Annotated in this window: 17 protein-coding genes and 1 pseudogene; 10 read left to right on the top strand and 8 right to left on the bottom strand. The window is 64.9% G+C overall.

The window, feature by feature from the left end:
- Positions 1-5: 5 nt before the first annotated feature.
- The 5 genes and pseudogenes from HOP03_05160 to mltB form a co-directional block, all read right to left on the bottom strand.
- Positions 6-386: a VOC family protein gene (locus HOP03_05160; GenBank protein NOT87552.1), complete on the bottom strand. Its 381-nt coding sequence runs from the start codon at positions 384-386 to the stop codon at positions 6-8.
- A 43-nt stretch (positions 387-429) separates the two neighbouring features.
- Positions 430-714 (bottom strand): hypothetical protein, encoded by a 285-nt coding sequence (locus HOP03_05165; protein NOT87553.1) that lies wholly within the window; start codon positions 712-714, stop codon positions 430-432.
- Positions 715-749: 35 nt separating this feature from the next.
- A complete protein-coding gene (locus HOP03_05170; protein NOT87554.1) occupies positions 750-1,955 on the bottom strand; it encodes a D-alanyl-D-alanine carboxypeptidase in 1,206 nt (401 codons plus the stop codon).
- A gap of 242 nt (positions 1,956-2,197) precedes the next feature.
- Positions 2,198-3,304, bottom strand: coding sequence for a septal ring lytic transglycosylase RlpA family protein (locus tag HOP03_05175; protein NOT87555.1), 1,107 nt, complete (start codon positions 3,302-3,304; stop codon positions 2,198-2,200).
- A 29-nt stretch (positions 3,305-3,333) separates the two neighbouring features.
- Positions 3,334-4,478: pseudogene (gene mltB / locus HOP03_05180) on the bottom strand (lytic murein transglycosylase B).
- A 500-nt stretch (positions 4,479-4,978) separates the two neighbouring features.
- Here mltB and HOP03_05185 point away from each other — a divergent pair.
- Positions 4,979-6,190 carry a cation:proton antiporter gene (locus HOP03_05185; GenBank protein ID NOT87556.1) on the top strand — a complete coding sequence of 404 codons (1,212 nt, stop codon included), beginning with the start codon at positions 4,979-4,981 and terminating at the stop codon, positions 6,188-6,190.
- Between the two features lie 40 nt (positions 6,191-6,230).
- Entirely contained in the window at positions 6,231-7,268 is a 1,038-nt protein-coding gene (locus HOP03_05190; protein ID NOT87557.1) for a hypothetical protein, read from the top strand.
- A 33-nt stretch (positions 7,269-7,301) separates the two neighbouring features.
- Here HOP03_05190 and HOP03_05195 read toward each other — a convergent pair whose 3' ends face one another.
- Positions 7,302-7,970: a methyltransferase domain-containing protein gene (locus tag HOP03_05195; GenBank protein ID NOT87558.1), complete on the bottom strand. Its 669-nt coding sequence runs from the start codon at positions 7,968-7,970 to the stop codon at positions 7,302-7,304.
- 166 nt (positions 7,971-8,136) lie between these two features.
- On the opposite strand from HOP03_05195, the gene HOP03_05200 reads away from it, so the two are divergent.
- The 4 genes from HOP03_05200 (at position 8,137) to HOP03_05215 (ending at position 10,797) form a co-directional block, all read left to right on the top strand.
- Complete coding sequence (locus HOP03_05200; GenBank protein NOT87559.1) at positions 8,137-8,961, top strand: lytic transglycosylase domain-containing protein; 825 nt, start codon at positions 8,137-8,139, stop codon at positions 8,959-8,961.
- 56 nt (positions 8,962-9,017) lie between these two features.
- The gene (locus HOP03_05205) at positions 9,018-9,728 is read left to right on the top strand and encodes an HAD family hydrolase (protein NOT87560.1); all 711 of its coding nucleotides are present in this window, start codon (positions 9,018-9,020) and stop codon (positions 9,726-9,728) included.
- A gap of 71 nt (positions 9,729-9,799) precedes the next feature.
- The gene (locus tag HOP03_05210; protein ID NOT87561.1) at positions 9,800-10,387 is read left to right on the top strand and encodes a hypothetical protein; all 588 of its coding nucleotides are present in this window, start codon (positions 9,800-9,802) and stop codon (positions 10,385-10,387) included.
- Positions 10,388-10,398: 11 nt separating this feature from the next.
- On the top strand, positions 10,399-10,797 hold the full coding sequence (locus HOP03_05215; protein NOT87562.1) for a GFA family protein: 399 nt from the start codon (positions 10,399-10,401) through the stop codon (positions 10,795-10,797).
- 167 nt (positions 10,798-10,964) lie between these two features.
- On the opposite strand, the gene HOP03_05220 is transcribed toward HOP03_05215, so the two are convergent.
- Complete coding sequence (locus HOP03_05220) at positions 10,965-11,693, bottom strand: hypothetical protein (GenBank protein NOT87563.1); 729 nt, start codon at positions 11,691-11,693, stop codon at positions 10,965-10,967.
- A 394-nt stretch (positions 11,694-12,087) separates the two neighbouring features.
- Positions 12,088-14,169, bottom strand: a complete 2,082-nt coding sequence (locus HOP03_05225; GenBank protein NOT87564.1) for a c-type cytochrome — start codon at positions 14,167-14,169, stop codon at positions 12,088-12,090.
- A gap of 164 nt (positions 14,170-14,333) precedes the next feature.
- Here HOP03_05225 and HOP03_05230 point away from each other — a divergent pair, with 164 nt between their 5' ends.
- The 4 genes from HOP03_05230 to HOP03_05245 all read left to right on the top strand — a co-directional run bounded on the left by HOP03_05230 (position 14,334) and on the right by HOP03_05245 (position 18,679).
- Complete coding sequence (locus HOP03_05230; protein NOT87565.1) at positions 14,334-16,568, top strand: TonB-dependent hemoglobin/transferrin/lactoferrin family receptor; 2,235 nt, start codon at positions 14,334-14,336, stop codon at positions 16,566-16,568.
- Positions 16,569-16,629: 61 nt separating this feature from the next.
- Positions 16,630-16,944, top strand: coding sequence for a DUF3228 family protein (locus tag HOP03_05235; protein ID NOT87566.1), 315 nt, complete (start codon positions 16,630-16,632; stop codon positions 16,942-16,944).
- Between the two features lie 627 nt (positions 16,945-17,571).
- Positions 17,572-18,150 (top strand): hypothetical protein, encoded by a 579-nt coding sequence (locus HOP03_05240; protein NOT87567.1) that lies wholly within the window; start codon positions 17,572-17,574, stop codon positions 18,148-18,150.
- Between the two features lie 133 nt (positions 18,151-18,283).
- Complete coding sequence (locus HOP03_05245; GenBank protein ID NOT87568.1) at positions 18,284-18,679, top strand: CopL family metal-binding regulatory protein; 396 nt, start codon at positions 18,284-18,286, stop codon at positions 18,677-18,679.
- Positions 18,680-18,790: the final 111 nt, after the last annotated feature.

Below are 18,790 nucleotides of genomic sequence, written 5' to 3' on the forward strand. Positions count from 1 at the left end.
GCGGATCACCACGCGTTCGGCGTCGCGCCGCGCTCGGGATGTTTCATCCGCACCACGCAAAAGCGCTGGCCGGTGGGCGCTTCCATCACGCACCAGGTGTGAACGTAGGCGACACGCTTCGCGCCGAGCGCTTCGAGGCGTTCGACTTCGGCGTCGATGTCGTCGGTTTCGATATCCAGATGCACGCGCGAGGGATGCGTGACCTTCTGCACTTCGATATGCAACTCGCCGGGCGCGTCGTCGAGTTTGGCGTAGGTCGCGGATTCCTCCGGCGACAGTTCGCCGATCGGCAGGCCCAGCGCGCCGCTCCAGAACCGCGTGGCGGCGTCGAGATCGTCGGTCTGGCAATCGATGATGAATCCGGCGAGACGGCTGCGATGGCTCATGGCGATGCTCCAGATGCGACGGCTCTCGATGCGATGCCCGCGATCAACGACTGCGCCTGCGCGGCGGCGGATCCTTGACGGCCTCGTTCCGCGCGTCTTCTTCCAGTTTCCGCTGCTGCGCCTGTTCGCGCTCCAGGGCTTCGATCAACCGGCGATGCAGCGCCTGCACGACCAGCGCCTGGTAGATCGGATGGATGCCGCCGTTGCCCAGCGCCGTCCACAGCACGTCCTTGTCGGCGGTGTTGGCGAAGATCGAGACGCGCTCGAAATCCTTCAGCTCGGGGGTCTTGCGGTCGCCGATGACGGCGACGAATTCGCTGTAGTCCATACGCCGCTCCCGTTGAGCGAAGGATCAGAGGACGGTCAGACCGACTCCCACCACATCAGGAATTCGTGCCACAGACGCTTGAAGAAGCCGGCTTCGACCACGCCTTCCACGGCGATCAGCGGCGCTTCGATCACAGGTTTTCCGTCCAGCATCACCCGCACCATGCCGATCTTCTGTCCGGCCTTGATCGGCGCGACCAGGGTCTTGGGCACGTCCATCTGCGGTTTGAGTTCGGCGTAGCGACCGCGCGGCGTGCTCACCAGCAGCGGCTGTGCGAGGCCGAGCTTCACTGCGTCGGTGGTGCCTTTCCAGACCTTGTGGGTGGCGATCGCGACATCGGGCTGGTACAGGCGGTGGGTTTCGTAGAAACGGAAGCCCCAGTTGAGCAGCGCCAGCGAATCGACCGCGCGCTCTTCCTCGCTCCTGGCGCCCATCACCACGCTGATCAGGCGCTGGTCGCCGCGTTTGGCCGACGACAGCAGGCAGTAACCGGCACCGGAATGATGGCCGGTCTTGATGCCGTCGACCGATTCGTCGCGCCACAGCAGCAGGTTGCGGTTGCGCTGGGTGATCGGGCCGACGGTGAATTCGCGGATCTTGTTGTAGCCGTATTCCTGCGGAAAATCGCGGATCAGCACGCGGCCCAGGATCGCCAGATCGTGGGCGGTGGAATAGTGGCCTTCGGCCGATAGACCGTGCGCATTCACGAAGTGGCTGTTGTTCAGGCCGATGCGCTTGGCGTAGTCGTTCATCAGCGTGGCGAACGCCGCTTCGCTGCCGGCGGTGTGTTCGGCGAGCGCGATCGCGGCATCGTTGCCCGACTGGACCACCATGCCCTTGACCATCTCACTCAGGTCGGCGGTCTTGTTGACCTCGAACCCGCTGTAACTGCCCTCGGTGCCGGCGCCACCGGTGCGCCATGCGTTTTCGCTCATCATCACCTTGTCGTTCGGCTTGATCCGGCCGGCCTTCAGCTCCGCCGCGATCACGTACGAGGTCATCACCTTGGTGATGCTCGCCGGCTCGAGCCGGGTGTCGATGTTCTCGCCGGCCAATACCTTGCCGGTGGCTTCGTCCATCACCAGCCAGGCCTTGGCGCTGACCGGTCTGGGGGCGTCGGGAATGCTCAGCGGCGGTGCGGGCTGGGCGGCGGCATCGGCCTTGGGGGCGCCGGCCGGCGCCTGGGCCAGCACCATGCCCGTCATCCACACGACGCAGGCGCTTGCCAGCAGCCACCGCATCGCACCTTGTCGCGTCGCACCGTGAATCTTCATCGCATCGTTCGCTCTTCAAAGGCGACTCGGGCTTCCGGCAGCGGAAGTCCGGTCGAGCCGCCATGGATATGTCAGGACAGCCGCATAGTCTGAAGCAAGCGGCGTAAGATTCCGAGCGGTCGCGGATATCGCGCGACCATTCCGTTCGATGCGGTCCTTCGCATTCAACTGCTCGCGTCCAACTGCTCGCGTCCAGCAGATCTCCAGGATCAGTCGCGCACGATCTGCGCCGATCCGAAACCAAGATCGGCCGCGCGGGCGGAAAGTTCCTGCGCCCGCGATGCCGGCACCGGGCCGATCCGCAGGCGCCACACCGGCTGGCCGTTGACCGAGGCCTCATCGATCCGCAGCGCCTCGAGCCCGCCGGCCTGCAGCGTGTCCCGGGCACGCTCGGCATTGTCGCGGGTCGCGAACGACGCCAGTTGCAACAGCACACCATCGCCCTGCTGTGCGTCCGCGACCGGTTGCGATGGCAATGACGCAGCCATCGACGGCGTGTCCGGCCGGGCGTCGATCGGCTTGGCCTCGCCGGGTTTGCCGGCGGCGAAACGGATGCCCTGCGTCTGCATCCAACGCTCGAATTCATCGGCCGACACCGAGGTATCCGCCACCGTGGCGCGCGGCGGTTCTGCCGGCGGTTGCGGACGGGCGCGCGCGGTGCGCTCGCTGCGGCCGGCGCCACGCCCTTCGCCCGGGGTCAGCGCACGCACTTCGACCCGCGCGGTGCCCTGCTTGGTGAAACCGAGCTTCGTCGCTGCGGCGTAGCTCAGATCGATCACGCGGCCCGCATGGAACGGGCCGCGGTCGTTCACCCGCACGATCACCGATTTGCCGTTGGCCAGATTGGTCACCCGCACATAGCTGGGCAGCGGCAGCGATTTGTGCGCGGCGCTGAAGGCGTACATGTCGTACACCTCCTGGTTCGAGGTCAGGCGGCCGTGGAATTTCTTGCCGTAGAACGAGGCCATGCCCTCTTCGACATAGCCCTCGGCGGAATCTCGGATCTGGTAGCGCTTGCCGAGCACCGCGTAGCTGCGGTTGCCGACGCGCGAACGCGGCTCCGCTTTCACTTCGGGTTCGGGGATGGCGTCGACATCGGGAATCGCGTCGGGCGCACTGTCCTGGATGTGCGGCGCATACAGGCCGCCGGCCACGTAATCGCCGCGTTTGCCGGGATCTTCCGCGGCCGGCGCATACGGCGAACGTTTCGGTGCATCGGTGACGTGCGCGGAAGCCGCGGGGGCATGGTCGGCCTGCGGCGGCGGATCGGCTTTCTTCGGTGCGGTGCCGCAGGCGCTCAACGCCGACAGCGACATCGCGAGAACGGCTGCGCGCAGCGCGACGTTCACGGCTGCGCTCCGGTGCGGATCGCCTGCGCCAGCTGATGCACCGCCAAGGCGTACATCGGCGAACGGTTGTAGCGGGTGATCACGTAGTAATTCCGATAGCCCAGCCAGTATTCGCGGCCGGCATCGCCGTCGAGATTCACCACGGTCGCGCCTTCGCTTGCGGTGTCGCCGGGAACGGGTTCGCCGGGCATCGGCCGATAACCGCGCGCGGCCATCGCGTGCAGCGTATGCACGGGTTCGAGATTCTCGGGCACGAATTCCGGCTGCTGCGCATCGAAACTTGCGCGCGCCACCACCGGAGCGTCGGCCTGCCAGCCGTGGACGACGAAATAATTGGCGATCGACGCGAACACATCGGGCTTGTGGGTGAGCAGATCGCGGCGGCCGTCGCGGTCGCCGTCCTTCGCCCACAGCCGGTAGCTCGACGGCATGAACTGGCCCATGCCCATCGCACCGGCGTAGCTGCCTTTCAAGGTCAGCAGATCGAGCTGCGGCTCGTCCTTGCTCAGCGCGAACGCCTGGGCGAGTTCGCCCGCGAAGAACGGCGCGCGCTTGGGATGATCGAAGGCGAGCGTGTACAGCGCATCGAGCACGCGGTAGCTGCCGGTGTTGCGGCCGTAGAAGGTTTCCACGCCGATGATCGCGACGATATATTCGGCCGGCACGCCGGTCTGCGCGGCCACCCGTTCCAGCGGCTCGCGATTGTCGCGATAGAACGCGACGCCGCCGTCGATGCGCGCGGGGGTCATGAAGATGGTGCGGTAGTCGCGCCAGGGTTTCACCGCCTCGGCCGGGCGGGTGATGGCATCGATGATGCTCTGCTTGTATTCGGCCTGCGCCAGCGTGTCGCGGACGCGCTGCGGGTCGATGCCGTAGGTCGTGGCCGTGTAGTCGACGAACGCGGCGATGCGCTGTTCGCGCGGGATCGCCGGATCGGTCACCGACGGCGGCGCCACCGGGCGTTCCTGCGGCTGCGGCACTTTGGGCAGCAGCGTTTCGGCGGGCGCGGGCGGCTCGGCGGCCGGTTCCGGCGCGGCGACCAGCACCGTGGGTTTCGGCGGAGGGACTGGGTGGCGCAGGCTGTAATAGCCAGCGCCAGCGCGGTCACCAAAATGCGGGAAGTCGTGGGCGTCCGGATCATCGGCCAGAGGGTAGCACGCGTCCGCACACAGACCTATCCTGCCTGTTCAGTTTTACGCTTAGAGATTCAAGCCTAAATGCGCGCCGACTTTCGCACATGCAGAAGTTGATCAATGCCCAATAGACACGGTTACATTGAAAAAAGACGACCAAGCCGACCTAACCAATCGGCCCAGGCTACATTCGGTGAAAACGCGATGATGAGCACAACCACGATGAACCTCACGTCGCGCGCGACGAGAGCGAGACGCCGTTCCCGATCATCCTTGAAGGAGCAGTAAGGGTCTTTTGAATTTCTCATGGCAGGCCCAAGCAGATGTGTCTTTTTGCTTGTATGCGCCGAAAATTACGAAACTTCAAGCTCCCTACTTGAACTGTTTCTCAAGCTCCAGCAAGACAAGTCCATGCCGCCCAGTCCCTGTCGGGAAAAAGTTAAGAAACAGCTATTTAGAATAGAATCCCAGCTCAACCCCATAGCCACACCTCTCACGGCTGCCTGCGATGCCCCACACCATCACCACCACCGAGATCTTCCTCATCGCGATGGCCATCATCTTCGCGGTGCCGTATCTGATCTGGCGGGTCGGACGCACCGATTACTTCGCGCCGCTGGTGGTGGTGCAGATCATCACCGGCATCCTGCTCGGGCCCGGCGTGCTGGGCGCGGCGTTTCCCGATTACTACGCCTTCGTGTTCAACAAGGAGGTGGTGGGCGCGCTCAACGGCGTGGCGTGGTGGGCGGTGATGCTGTTCGTGTGCATCGCCGGGATCGAGCTGGACCTGCGCAAGACCTGGGAGCACCGCCGCGAAAGCACCATCACCGCCGGCCTCGCCCTGGGCACGCCGCTGCTGTTCGGCTGTGCGGTGGCGGTGGGCATGCTCGGGTTCGACGGCTGGATCGGGCCGAACGGCATGACCTGGCAGTTCGTGGTCGGCGTGGGCATGGCCTGCGCGGTGACCGCGCTGCCGATCCTGATCCTGCTGATGGAAAAGCTCGAGATCCTGCGCCAGCCGATCGGCCAGCGGATCCTGCGCTACGCCAGCATCGACGACATCGCGATCTGGGGCGTGCTCGCGCTGGTGCTGATGGATTGGGTGCGGATCGGGCGGCAGGCGGGCTTCCTGATCGCGTTCGCGGTCGCCTGCGTGCTGTTCCGCAAACTGATGCGCAGGCTGCAGGAGCGCGATCGCTGGTACGTCATGCTGATCTGGCTGGCGATCTGCGCGTTCGGCGCCGACTGGGCGGGCCTGCACTTCATGGTCGGCGCCTTCCTCGCCGGCGTGGTGATCGATACCGACTGGTTCGAGCAGGAACACATGGATCAACTGCGCCATCACGTGCTGCTGGTGATGATGCCGGTGTTCTTCCTCAGCACCGGCCTGAAGACCGGCTGGAGCGTCGGCGGCGCGACCGTGTTCATCGCTGCGGGCGCGCTGCTGGTCGCGCAGCTCGTGGGCAAGCTCGCGGGTATCCACCTCGCCGGCCGCCTCCTGAAATGGCAGCCGGGCGAAGCATCGGTCATCGGTTGGCTGCTGCAGACCAAGGCGCTGATCATGATCATCTTCGCCAACGTGCTGCTGGACAAAGGCATCATCACCAGCGCCACCTTCACCGCGCTGCTGCTGATGGCGGTGGCCAGCACCATGCTCACGGTGCCGATGGTGGCGCCCAAGCTGCAGCGCATGCGCGCATTGCTCGCGCGCAGTGCGTAATCTCGACTACCGCACCTCTGTCCTCCTCGAAGGAACGTCCATGATCCTGCCGTCCCGCGCCGTCGCGCTGTTGTCCACACTGCTGCTCGCCGCTGCGCCCGTCTTCGCCGACGCCGCCGAGCAGGTGCGCGTTCCCATCGGATGGAGGGCAGGCGAAGTCGCGACCTACGACACCGAATCCGTCGTCCGCGACAACGCGAACGGCGCGAAGAGCGCCCGCCGCATCACCGACCGCACCCGCATCCGCACCGACGAGGCCGACAACCAGGGATATGCGTTGACCTGGACGACGCACGACAGCCGGATCGAAGCCGTGGAGGGCGACCGCAGCATGGTCGACACGATCGCGCCGATGCTGGACGAACTGGACGGCATGGAAGTCGTGATCGAACTGGACCGCAACGGACAGTATCGCCGCGTGCGCAATCTGGACGTCGTGCTCGTGAAGATGCGCGCGGCGATGCTGCCGATCTTCGCCGCGAACCTGCCCAACCTGTTCAACGGTGGCGATTCCAAAGTCGCCAAATACGATCGCGACGAGGCATTGGCGATCGCGCGCGAAAATCTGCAAGCGTCGATCGACAGCATCATCACCCCGCAAGGCGTGGAAACCATGTCCAGCGCGCAGGCGAAAGCCATGATCGCCTTCGCCGGCAAAACCCTGGTCGTGGGCAAACGCTATCGCGACAACGCGCCGATGGCGTCGCCGACCGAAGGCCGGCCGCTCCCCGCCAGCCGCGAGTATGTGCTCAGCCTGGTCGATGGCGATCCGGATCTCGCGCGCATCCGCTGGACGCACACGCTGGACCCGCGCGCCGATGCGAAGGTGCTGTGGACACTGGTGGACGAACTGGTCGGCTCTGCGGAGTCGGACGCGCGACACGACGGCCGGCCGAACGATCTGGTCCTGGACGAAGAAGGCGTGCTGCTGTTCCGCCGCGACACCGGCGCGGTGGACATGCTGCAAACAACGGAAATCAGTCGCTACGGCACCGTGCACGACGAGAACGAACGCTACCGCATGCGCCGCAGCGGCATCGCGCGCACCTGGGCGCAGGAAGACGCGGCGAAACCCTGACCGCTCGACAGCGGCGACTCGACCACGGGCGACTCAACGTCGATAGTGCAGCAGACGCCCGCGATAGGGCGCGCGATCGGTGTCCTCGAACGCACAGCGCGCCTCGTCCACGCGGTAGTCCTGATCGCGCAGCGCATGGCTCAACGGATTGCCGAAGCCGCGCCCGGGATCGGTGATCATGATCTCCGCACCGTCGCGGGCGTGCCGTTCCAGCAGTGCGGCCAACTGCGCGACATGCCGGTGTTCGTACAGCACATCGCTGCCGATGATCAGGTCGAAACGCCCGAGCACGATGTCGGCGGTCAGCCACGGCAGGTCGTGATAGGTCACGATCGGCAGCCCGTTGCGCACGGCGTTCCCGCGCAGGAACCGTTCGGCGAGCGGATGATGATCGCTGGCGGTGATGTCCGCGCGTCGACGCTGCAGCACCAGGCTCGACAGACCGAGCCCGCAGCCGATTTCGAGAATGCGCTTGCCGGCGACATCGAACTCCACCATCGCCGCAGCCAAGATCCGGCCGGCCGGCCAGAGCTGGCCGAACAGACACCACTGCGCGGAGCTGATGCCCGCGCGCTCGGCCAGGCCATCGGGATCGGCGTATTGCTGCCGGTCGGCCAATGCACGGATGCGGTAATCGTCTCCGGACAGGCTGACATCGATGAGGCGGGTGCGATATTCCGCACCGGGACGGTCGTCCGGCATGCGAGCTCCAACGGTCGTTCCGCGATGGCGGCGACCTTGCGATGGGAGCGAGACGGGCGACGGAAACCGGCCGGGCGTGGCGCGCGTGCGTTCGGAGAGAGGGACCGGACCCGGGCCATGCTACGCGTAAAGCGGTGGTTCCGTACGACGCATTAGACTACGCGCCATGCCTCGTCTGCCGCCCATGCTGTGCCTGATCGTGTCGTGCCTGATCCTGTCGTCCCTGCCGTCATCGGCGCAGGCGCGCACGGTCTATCGCTGCGTGCACAAGGGCACCGTGAGCCTGTCCACCGCGCCCGAGCCCGGTTCCAAGTGCGAACCGAGGCAGATCGACGACAGCGCCGTGCAGACGCCCAACCTCTGGGGCGAGATGGGCGTCTTCAGCGGCACGCTCTACGAGCGCGAACAGGACGGCAAACTCGTGTACGGCACCCGCAACCTGCCGGGCTCGCGCGTCTATCTGCGCTTCACGGTGGAAACCCCGGAAGGCGAACCGGCGCACGAGGGCCTGGGCAAGATCGACACGCCCAAGCTCGACCGCCACGCGCGACTGTTCAAGGCCACCGCAAAGAAAACCGGCGTCGAGGACGCCTGGCTGCGCGCGATCGCGCATGCCGAAAGCGGTTTCGACGAAAAGGCCGAATCGCCCAAAGGCGCGCAGGGCGTGATGCAGCTGATGCCTGCGACCGCAATGGAATACGGCGTCACCGACGCCTTCTCGCCGGCGCAGTCGATTGATGCCGGCGCCCGCTATTTCAGGATGCTGCTCAAGCGTTTCAAGAACGATCCCGCGCTGGCGATCGCCGCCTACAACGCCGGCATGGGCGCGGTCGCCCGCTACAACGGCGTGCCGCCCTACAAGGAAACGCAGGCGTATCTGGAGAAAGTCCAGCTGCTGTATCGCGCCTACCGGGCGGCGCTGTCGCCACCGCCGCTGCGCCCCGCCGATGCGGTGCCGATGACCGACAAGCTGCGCACCACCCTGCCATGAGCGACATGCCGAACATGTCCGCCAACGAAGAGAACATCCGAGGAGAGCATCGCACCATGACCCGGGACATCAGACTCGTCGGCTTCGACGGCGACGACACGCTGTGGCGCAGCGAAGACTATTACCGCGACGCGCAGCGCACGTTCGAGCGCATCGTCGGCGGCTACGTCGATCTCGACGACGCCCACGACCGGCTGTACGCGGTCGAGAAGCGCAACCTCGCGCTGTTCGGCTACGGCGTGAAGGGCATGACCCTGTCGATGATCGAAGCCGCCGTCGCGATCACCGATGCGCGGATCTCCGCGCAGGACCTGCATCGCATCGTCGAACTCGGCAAATCGCTGCTGCAGCATCCGGTCGAACTGCTGCCCGGCATCCGCGAAGCGGTCGAGGAGATTTCGCGCGAGACTCCGGTGGTGCTGATCACCAAGGGCGATCTGTTCCATCAGGAAGCCAAGGTGCGCGAATCCGGTCTGTCGGATCTGTTCCGGCGGATCGAGATCGTCAGCGAGAAAGACACCGCCACCTACACCCGGCTGCTGGCGGAATTCTCACTGGCGCCGGTACAGTTCGCGATGATCGGCAACTCGCTGCGTTCGGACATCGTGCCCGTCCTCGAACTCGGCGGCTGCGGCGTGTACATGCCCTATCGCGTGACCTGGGCGCACGAAACCGAAACCGCGCCGCCGTCCGCGCTGGAGCGCCTGCGCACCGTGCAGCAGCCGGTCGAACTGCCGGCGGCGGTACGTTCGCTCATCGCCGGCTGAGCCTCCGCCCGCGCTGCCCGCTGGCGGCGGATCGTGCGACCATGCCGTCGTCATCTGCTGGACTGCCCACCATGCGCAAGCCCATCGCCACCGCACTGCTCGCCCTCGGCCTCGCTGCCGGCAGCGCGCACGCGCATGACTTCACCTTCGGCTGGAACCCGCGCAGCGGCGATGTCTGGGTCGATACCTGGCTGGGCGACATGAACCGTTACGGCGACCGCTACCGCGACCCGTTCGTCGACGAACTGGTGCGTTATCACGCGGCGCCGCGCGATCTGGTGGTGGAGCTGCTGACCCGCCGGCGCTGGGCGCCGGGCGATGTCTACTTCGCCTGCGCGCTCGCCAACCTCAGCGGCCACCCGTGCCGCCACGTGGTCGATCTCTGGGAGCGCGACCACGGCCAGGGCTGGGGCGCGATGGCCCGACGCCTCGGTATCAAACCGGGCTCGGCGGAATTCCACCGCCTCAAACGCGGGATGGTACCGACCTACGACCGCTGGGCCCGCCCGATCGAACTCGATCGCGACCTCGATGGCGATTTCCCCGGGCGCGGCAAGGGTCGCAGCGGACACCACGACGATGGTCGCGACGACGATGACCGCCACGGCCGCAGCGGCGAAAGCCATGAGTCCAAGGGCCGACGCAAGGGCAAAGACTAAGGACTGACACGATGTCCGCCACGCGCGTCACCCATCGCGGCGGCTGTCATTGCCGTCGCGTTCGTTTCGAAGTCGATGCGCCGGCAACGCTCGACGCGCTGGACTGCAATTGTTCGATCTGCCGGATGACCGGTTTCCTGCACCTGATCGTACCGGCCGCGCGCTTCCGGTTGCTGGACGGCGAAGACGTACTCACCGAATACCGCTTCAACACCGGCACCGCGCGGCATCTGTTCTGTGGTCATTGCGGCGTGAAGGCGTTCTATGTGCCGCGCAGTCATCCCGATGGGTTCAGCGTCAATGTGCGTTGTCTTGATGCGGGCACGGTCGAGGGCGTGACGGTCACGCCGTTCGACGACAACGATCGCGAGGCTGCGACGGCTGCTGTTGCGCATTTGTCGGAAGGCTGATTTTTTTCGTCGGATTTCGGAGCCTCTTGGTTTGCAGGCAAGACCCAACGCCTTTTTCGCGCTGGTGCGCGAAAAAGATTCCAGGCTTTACCCACAAAAAATGACTTCCGACATCCAACTTCGGGCGGTGATCACGGGAAGACAAGAAATTGAGCAGACTGTATCCGCTACTGCGGGCTTTTCCGACAATCGGAAATGGTCACGCTGTAGCGGATGTACAGCAACAGCTCGGCCGCCGATGCGCGCTTCCATTCGACGCGTCGATTGAGGCCGTCGATCTCCGTCTTGCAGTCCAGCGCCATCGCAGTCATCAACCGCTTCGAATCATCGGCGATCGCGTCGATCAATTCGTAGCGGAAACGTTCCGGCTTATTCATGATCAACGCCGTGTCGCCCTTGATCTCGATTTCGGTGCGCCCGACCTTGTTCGCGCTGCGGATGAAACGACGCATCTCGGCGATGATCGCCTCGGCCTTCGCCGGGTCACCGCCGACGCCGACGCGAATCTGCAGGGAGACAAGACTCGAATCCGGGCGCTCGTCGTCCTCTTCCAACTCGACCCGATGATTGTCGCGATTGAGCGCAACCCGGTATTCGTCGACGTAGAACACGACATAACGCCCACCTGCAGATGCGATCAATTGCGCAATGGTGTCGTGGATCTCGCGCTTGCGCATCTCGGCATCGCGAGTATCGTTGCTCAGCACGATGGTCTGCAGCAGATAGTCGCCGGGCTTGGTCAGGGAGACGGCAGGCGTATCGATCAGATCGCTGTAACCGATCCGCGACCCGGTCACCACCACGGTATCCAGCTCATCGGAGGAATCCTGGCCCTGCGCGATCATCGGCAACGCCAGCGCGCACAGACCGCAGAACAGCATCGACTTGTGGAACATGAGGACGCTCCGCAGAGGGACGAGGGTTGATCTTGTACTGCATTCCTGCTTGTATCAAGTCGTGTGTGCGGCGGCGTTGAGGGCGGCTCTGTCGCTACCCATCGGTGCTGTTTTGGTGGATGGTGGAAACCGCTGTACGGATTCGGCCCTGCTGATTGCTTTTCGATGCAATTGATTGACGTATCGTAGAGTGGCGGTGAGCGCAGCGAACCCCACCGCTGTGTGGTCGCAACTGCGGTTATCCTCAAAGGGTACAGGCGGCTGAGAGTCTGACGCTGGGGTTCGCTGCGCTCACCCCGCCTTACGCGCTGATTCGGTGCTGCCGGGCACGCCGACAGCCATGAGCCCGGGATCGCTCCCGGGCTGTCCGATACCGTCCTGCTGCCGTCTGCTGTCAGTACACGTCGCCGACCGTGTTGTGCACGTTGAACTTGCCGGTCGGGGTGATGATGCGTTTGTCGTCGATCACCGCCTTCAAGGTGCGGGTCTTGTCGTCAACGATCACAATGGCCGAGCGCTCGGTCTTGCCGTTCCACACCGAGAACCAGATCTCGTCGCCGGCCGCGTTGTACTCGGGCTGCACCACGCGCTTCGCGCCCGGACCAAGATTCGCCCACTCGGCGATCGGCAGCACCACGAAGCCCTTGTCGAGATGGCGGATGTCGAACACCGCGATCGACTGGCTCATCTTCGGATCGGGGTTGAGCGGCGTGTCGACCCACAGGTTCGTCGACTTCGGATGGGTCTTGATGAACAGCGAGCCGCCGCCCTGGCCTGTGAGCACTTCGCAGACTTTCCAGGCGTTGGCTTTGTGTTTCGCCGGGTCGGTGCCGATCAACGTGATCTTCGGGTTGCCCAGTGCGGAGGTCGCCCAGACAGGGCCGCAGGTGGGATGGGTGAAGTTCGCGCCGCGGCCCGGGTGCGGAATCTTGTCGACATCGATCAGCGCGGTCAGTTTCTGCTCGCGCGAATCGACCACTGCGATCTTGTTTGACTGGTTGGCGGCGGTGAGGAAATAACGCTTGGTGATATCCCAGCCGCCATCGTGCAGGAAACGCGCCGCGCCGATCGTGGTCACTTTGAGGTTGTCGATGTCCTCGTAGTTGACCAGCAGGATTTGCCCGGTTTCCTTCACGTTGACGATGAATTCGGGATGCTCGTGCGAAGCGACGATCGCGGCCACGCGTGGTTCGGGATGGTATTCCTGCGTGTCCACGGTCATGCCGCGGGTGCCGACCACTTTCAGCGGCTCCAGGGTTTCGCCGTTCATGATCACGTATTGCGGCGGCCAGTACGATCCGGCGATCGCGTACTTGTCTTCGTAGCCCTTGTACTTCGACGTTTCCACCGAACGCGCTTCAAGACCGATCTTGATTTCCGCGACCTTGTCGGGCTTCGGCATCCACAGGTCGATCAGGTCGATGCGCGCATCGCGACCGATGGTGTAGATGTAACGTCCCGAGTGCGACGTGCGCGAAATATGCACCGCATAGCCGGTCTTGATGATGTTGATGATCTGCTTGGTATCGCCATCGATCAGCGCGACTTCGCCGCTGTCGCGCAGCGTCACCGCGAAGATGTTGTCGATGTTGAGATCGTTCATCTTCTTTTTCGGCCGCTCGTCCACCGGCACGAAGGTAACCATGCTCTGCTTCATTTCCTTCATGCCCCATTCCGGCGGCGATGGCGGATCGTGCTGCAGGAAGCGCGCCATGATGTCGATATCGGTGGCGCTGAGTTCGCCGGAGGTGCCCCAGTTGGGCATGCCTGCGGGTGAGCCGAAGTTGATCAGCGCGCGCAGATATTCGGTGCCTTTGGCGCGGGTGATGTCCGGCGTCAGCGGTTTGCCGGTGGCGCCCTTGCGCAGCACACCATGACAGCCGGCGCAGCGCTCGAAAAAGATCTGCGTCGCATGCTTGCGTTCGTCGTCACTCAGCGGCGGCAGCGGGCCGGCGTTGCCGGCGAGTGCGGCGGGCGCCGGAATCGCGGTCGGGGCGCCTTGGTATTTCGCTTCCGGCGTGTTCGCGCCGGCCTTCGCAGCTTCGGGCGTCTGTGCGCCGCGTCGCGTGGCGATGTCCGCCGTCGCCACGGTCACGCCGGCGTTACCCCAGCTGTTGGTCACGTACGACAGCACGTTGGCGATGTCGGCGTCGCTGAGATGGTTCAGCGCCGGCATCACGCCGTCGTAATCGACGCCGTTGACCTTGACCTTGCCGCTGAAGCCTTTGAGCACGACATCGACCAGCCGGTCCTTGGGCACGCTGCGGATGTAATCGGAATCCGCCAGCGGCGGAAACGCACCGGCCAGACCTTTTCCATCGGGCTGATGGCAGGCCGCGCAGTTGGCGAGATAGGCGGCTTCGCCGGCTTCCATCGTCGATTTTGGCGGGCGTTCGTTGACGACCTCATCCGCGATCGCGATGGCCGAAGCGGCCACGACGAGGACAAGTGCGGAGGCGATGAGCGTTTTCTTCATGGAGATTCCCCGGACACGGAAGGAGGCGTGAAACCGCGAGCTGCGGTGGTCTGGAGACGATTGTCCGGCGCGGTTTTTCGCCGATGCATGACCTAGGTCAAGCAGGTCGCAGTTTCCGGTCGAAGCCGGGTTCGTGTCTTCCTACACTTCGAGTCGTCCATCCGATGAGCCTTGCCATGTACCGTCTCGCCATATCCTTGCCGTTGGTCGTGCTGTGTTCGCTGTGGTGCCGGCAGGTGCATGCGGATGCCGTTACCACAGCACCGCAGTCGCAGGAACTGGATCGGGTGGTCGTGATCGCCAGCAGGGCGCCGGAACCGGCCGGTCGCGTGGTCGGCACCGTCGCCGCGATCGAGCGCGACGCGCTGGAGCGCCATCAGGCGCAGGACATCGCCGATCTGGTGCGCTACCAGCCGGGCATCGACGCACTTGGCGACAGCGCGCGCTTCGGGTGGCAGGGCTTCTCGATCCGTGGCCTCGACGGCAACCGCGTGGGCATGGAGATCGACGGCGTGCCGGTGGCCGAAGCCTTCAGCGTCGGCCAGTTCGCCGCCGCCGGCCGCGACCTGGTCGAACTGGATGCGCTGCAGCGCGTCGAAATCCTGCGCGGTCCGGCCTCCACGCTGTACGGCAGCGATGCACTGGCCGGTGTGATCGCGTACCGCACCCGCGACCCCGGCGATCTGCTCGCGCGCGGCGGCGACGACCATCAGTTTTCATCGCGTCTCGGGTGGTCGGGCCGCGACGACAGTCTCGGCGCGTCCGCCGCATTCGCGATGCGCGATGCCGACAGCCGTTTCGAAGGCATGCTGATGGCGACGCGTCGCGATGGTCACCAGGCCGACAACGCATCCTCCACGCATCCCGCCAATCCGCTGGATTACCGCCGCGATGGCGTGCTGGCGAAAGCAGTCTGGAACGGGCAGCGGCACGGACGTTGGGTCGCGACTTTCGATCATGGTGAAGGCGAGGCGCAGACCGATGTGCGTTCGCTGCGTTTCGGCCCCGGGCGTTTCTCGACCACCACCGATTTGCGCGGCGACGACCGCTATCGCCGCAGTCGCATCAGCCTTGGTGCGGGATGGTCGCCGGAAGCGACATCGTCGCTGGGTTGGCTCGATCGCGCCGAAATGCTGCTGTACACGCAGCGCAGCGAAGTGCGGCAGGACACCGCGCAGACGCGCCTTGCCGACCGCACCACGCGCTTCCCGTCGCTGCGACTGCGCCGCTTCGAGTTGGAGCAGCGCAACAGCGGCGTCGAGTGGCTGGGAGAAGCACGCAGCGGCGAGGGCGCAGTCCGCCACCGTCAGGTGTTCGGCATCGAACTCGCGCGCACCGAGTATTCCGGACAGCGCGACGGCAGCGAAATTGATCTGCTCACCGGTGCCAGCAGCAACGTGGTGCTGGGCGAGCGTTTTCCGGTGCGCGATTTTCCGAACAGCGTCGCGCACGAAGCCGGCGCGTTCTGGCAGGACGAGATCGGTATCGGCGAGCGCTTCGCGGTGGTGCCGGGGCTGCGCTGGGAGCACTACGAGCTCGACGCCACCGCCGACACGATGTTCCGCGAGGATTATCCCACCGTGCGCGTCGCCGACATCCGCCGTTCGGCGTGGACGCCGAAGCTCGGCCTGCGTTGGCAAGCAGGCGAACATTCGACGTTCTTCGCCCAGTACGCGCGAGGCTTCCGTGCTCCGCCGTTCGGTGATGTGAACATCGGTCTTTCACTGTCCCTGCTGAATTACGAAGTGCGGCCGAACCCCGATCTTCGCCCCGAAACCAGCCATGGTGTTGAAGCGGGCTGGCGATGGCAGCGCGATGGCATACGCTCCAGCGTGTCGGTGTACCGCAACCGCTACTGCGATCTGATCGACTCGCGCGCCAACCTCGGCATTGATCCAGTCAGCGGCGCGCTGATCTTTCAATCGGTGAATCGCAGCCGCGCGCGCATCGAAGGCATCGAAGGCGAATGGCAGTGGACGCCGGCCTTCAGCAGCGACTGGGAATTCCGCGCCGCCGCCGCGTGGGCGCGCGGACGCGATCTCGCCCGCGACCAGCCGCTCAACAGCGTCGCGCCCGCGCGCATCGTGCTGGGTGCGAGCTGGGCGCCGGTGCGCGCGGACTTCGGCGTGGAAACGGTGGCGACCGGCGTCGCCGGACAGTCGCATCTCGACGAAACCGCCGGACCGCTGTTCCATGCGCCAGGACATGCCTTGTTCGATGTCCACGCGTGGTGGCGACCGTCGCAGGAAGTGCACGTGAATCTGTCCCTGCTCAATGCCTTCGACCGCAGCCATTGGGACTGGAGCACGGTGCGCGGCGTGTCCGCGACCACCAGCGACATTGATTTCTACACGCGCCCGGGCCGCAGCCTGGCGTTGTCGGTATCGTTCGACTGGTGAGCGAGACGGGTTGCGGTGGGTGCGGCGTTACACTCACCGCACTTCATACACGATCGCCGCAATGTCCATCGCCCTCACCGAATTCGCCCACCCGCGTGTGTTTCCGTGCGAATCCCGCAGCAACACCATCCAGGACTGCACTCCCGAAGCCTTCGAGCACCGCATCAACGCAGGAACTCCGTTGGCGGTGCTTGATGGCTATGCGCCGTTCTGCAAGCTGCATGCGCATCGCGGCTGGACTTCTATGAAGATGAAACAGCGTACCGCGATCATCAACCAAGCCCGTAAAGCGGATAGGTTTGCAGAGTGCATAAGCCGAAGGCGTCATGCACCTTCTTTGAGGAACTTGCACCCCGACATGCAGCGTGGCGCATGACGCCTTCGGCTTATGCGCTCTACGAGGAATGGCCATTGTCCACTCTTGGCCGAAAGCCGCCGGCATGAAATTAACGAGGTCACCTTGGCGCACCGCACCGCACCGCACCGCACCAACCCAAAAGCAAACGGTGCGCCATAGCTGCGCTCTATCGATATGGCTGTTGTCGCGTCTGCAATGGTTGGTCGGTCGGATGTGCGAACGGTTTTGCAGGGCGATGAACGTTTCGCATCGATCATGAGCCCCGGCTCTCGCCTGCGGCGAGAACCGGGCTACGGGCGGATGGAACCTGCTTGAGGGCTGTCATCCCCGCGTTCGCGGGGATGACGAGGACAGGTATGTGACGCTTGAGTCAATGCCATTCCGCTACGGCACAACACTGCAGGCGTCATCGCGTCGCGGCGTCTTGGAATGGAGGCGCATTTGATCCCGGTCATCTTCTGCGTTTTCGCTTGCAGGTAGGATGATTCCGTCAGAAGAGGCATCGTCGATGTCGATCGTCGTCTTGCCCCGCTCGAACGCAACCGTGCGCAATGCGCGGCACCGGAGCACGCACGCTGCGCCAGCGTTGCGCGGGTCGAAGATCCGAATCCGGCCTCTTCGGGTTTCCGCCTGTTCGCGCACTGGATGTCAGGCGTCGCGGCATCGCCCGATATGCCGCATGGCTCAAGGAGAAACGTCATGGCTTTGGCAGACAACACGCATCAGCAATCGCTCGTGGAACAGCTGAAGGAAAAGGGCTTCTCGCTCGACCGGAAGATCCTTGCACAGATCGAAACACTGTCGGCGGGGTTGAATTTCAGCGCGGAAGCATTGAAAGCACCGGGCATTGCCCGCACCGCGAAGTCGGAGCTGCCGATGGCGGTCGCCCAGGACATCGAATTCACCGTCAACGAGTGGGGACTCGTGCTGATCATCCGCGAGCCGGCGGTCAAATACCTGCAGGGCGGCGGCACGCTCACGGCGGCGACGCTGACGGAAATCGCGGCGGCGGCCAGTGTCGTGATCCCGGTGGCGGGCGTGGCGATCGGCGCGGTCTGCGGCATCTACGCCTTCGTGATCTCGGCCTACCTCGGCGTCATCACCATGGTCGATGAAGGCAAGGGTGTGTACATCACCGAGTCGTGGGGGCAGATCGTCGCCGCCATCCTGCTTCCCATGTTCGCCGCCACGATTCTCCTGCCGGTGGTCGGCCCGATCAAATAACGGCGCGCGGACGCGCATCGGCAACGCGCACTTCCGCATTCGACAGGCACTTTGGCGCCCACACCGGGACAATGGTTTCAGTGTGGGCGCTTTCGCATGCAGCCTGGTCCGCAACCGGAGTAGACTCGGCCGCATGCGCCTGCATCCGCTCCTGCTGCACGTCCTGTTCAGCCTCGCCCTCGTGGCGAACGGCATCGGCACGGCGATGGCATCGCTGAAGACGGGCTGCGCGCATGCCGAAGTCGCTGCGACAACCGCTGCCGAAGCACCGCCGTGCCACGAGGACATGTCAACCACAGCGGCCTCCGACGATGCGATGCCGGCTCCGCCTGCGGCCACGACCCACGACGATTGCGGCGACGACTGCAGCGGTCACTGCGACTGCGGATGCGTCGTCCACGGCCAGGCGGCACTGATGCCACCCACGCTGCTGCTGCCCGTCTCCGAACGCATCGCCTACCCGGCTGCGCCTGCGCCTGCCCGCGCAACGCCTGCGCTGCCGCATCCGGTTCGACCTCCCATCGGCTGAGCGGGTCCACACGCGCCCATCCGGGCGCAGTCGTCGCGCGCATGGCGCGCATCCTTCGCCTGTCGATCCGACTTCATTGCGCATGCGGCGCATGAAGGTCGTGGAGTTTTC

Source organism: Lysobacter sp., assembly GCA_013141175.1.
In the GTDB taxonomy this organism is placed as follows: Bacteria; Pseudomonadota; Gammaproteobacteria; order Xanthomonadales; family Xanthomonadaceae; genus Lysobacter_I.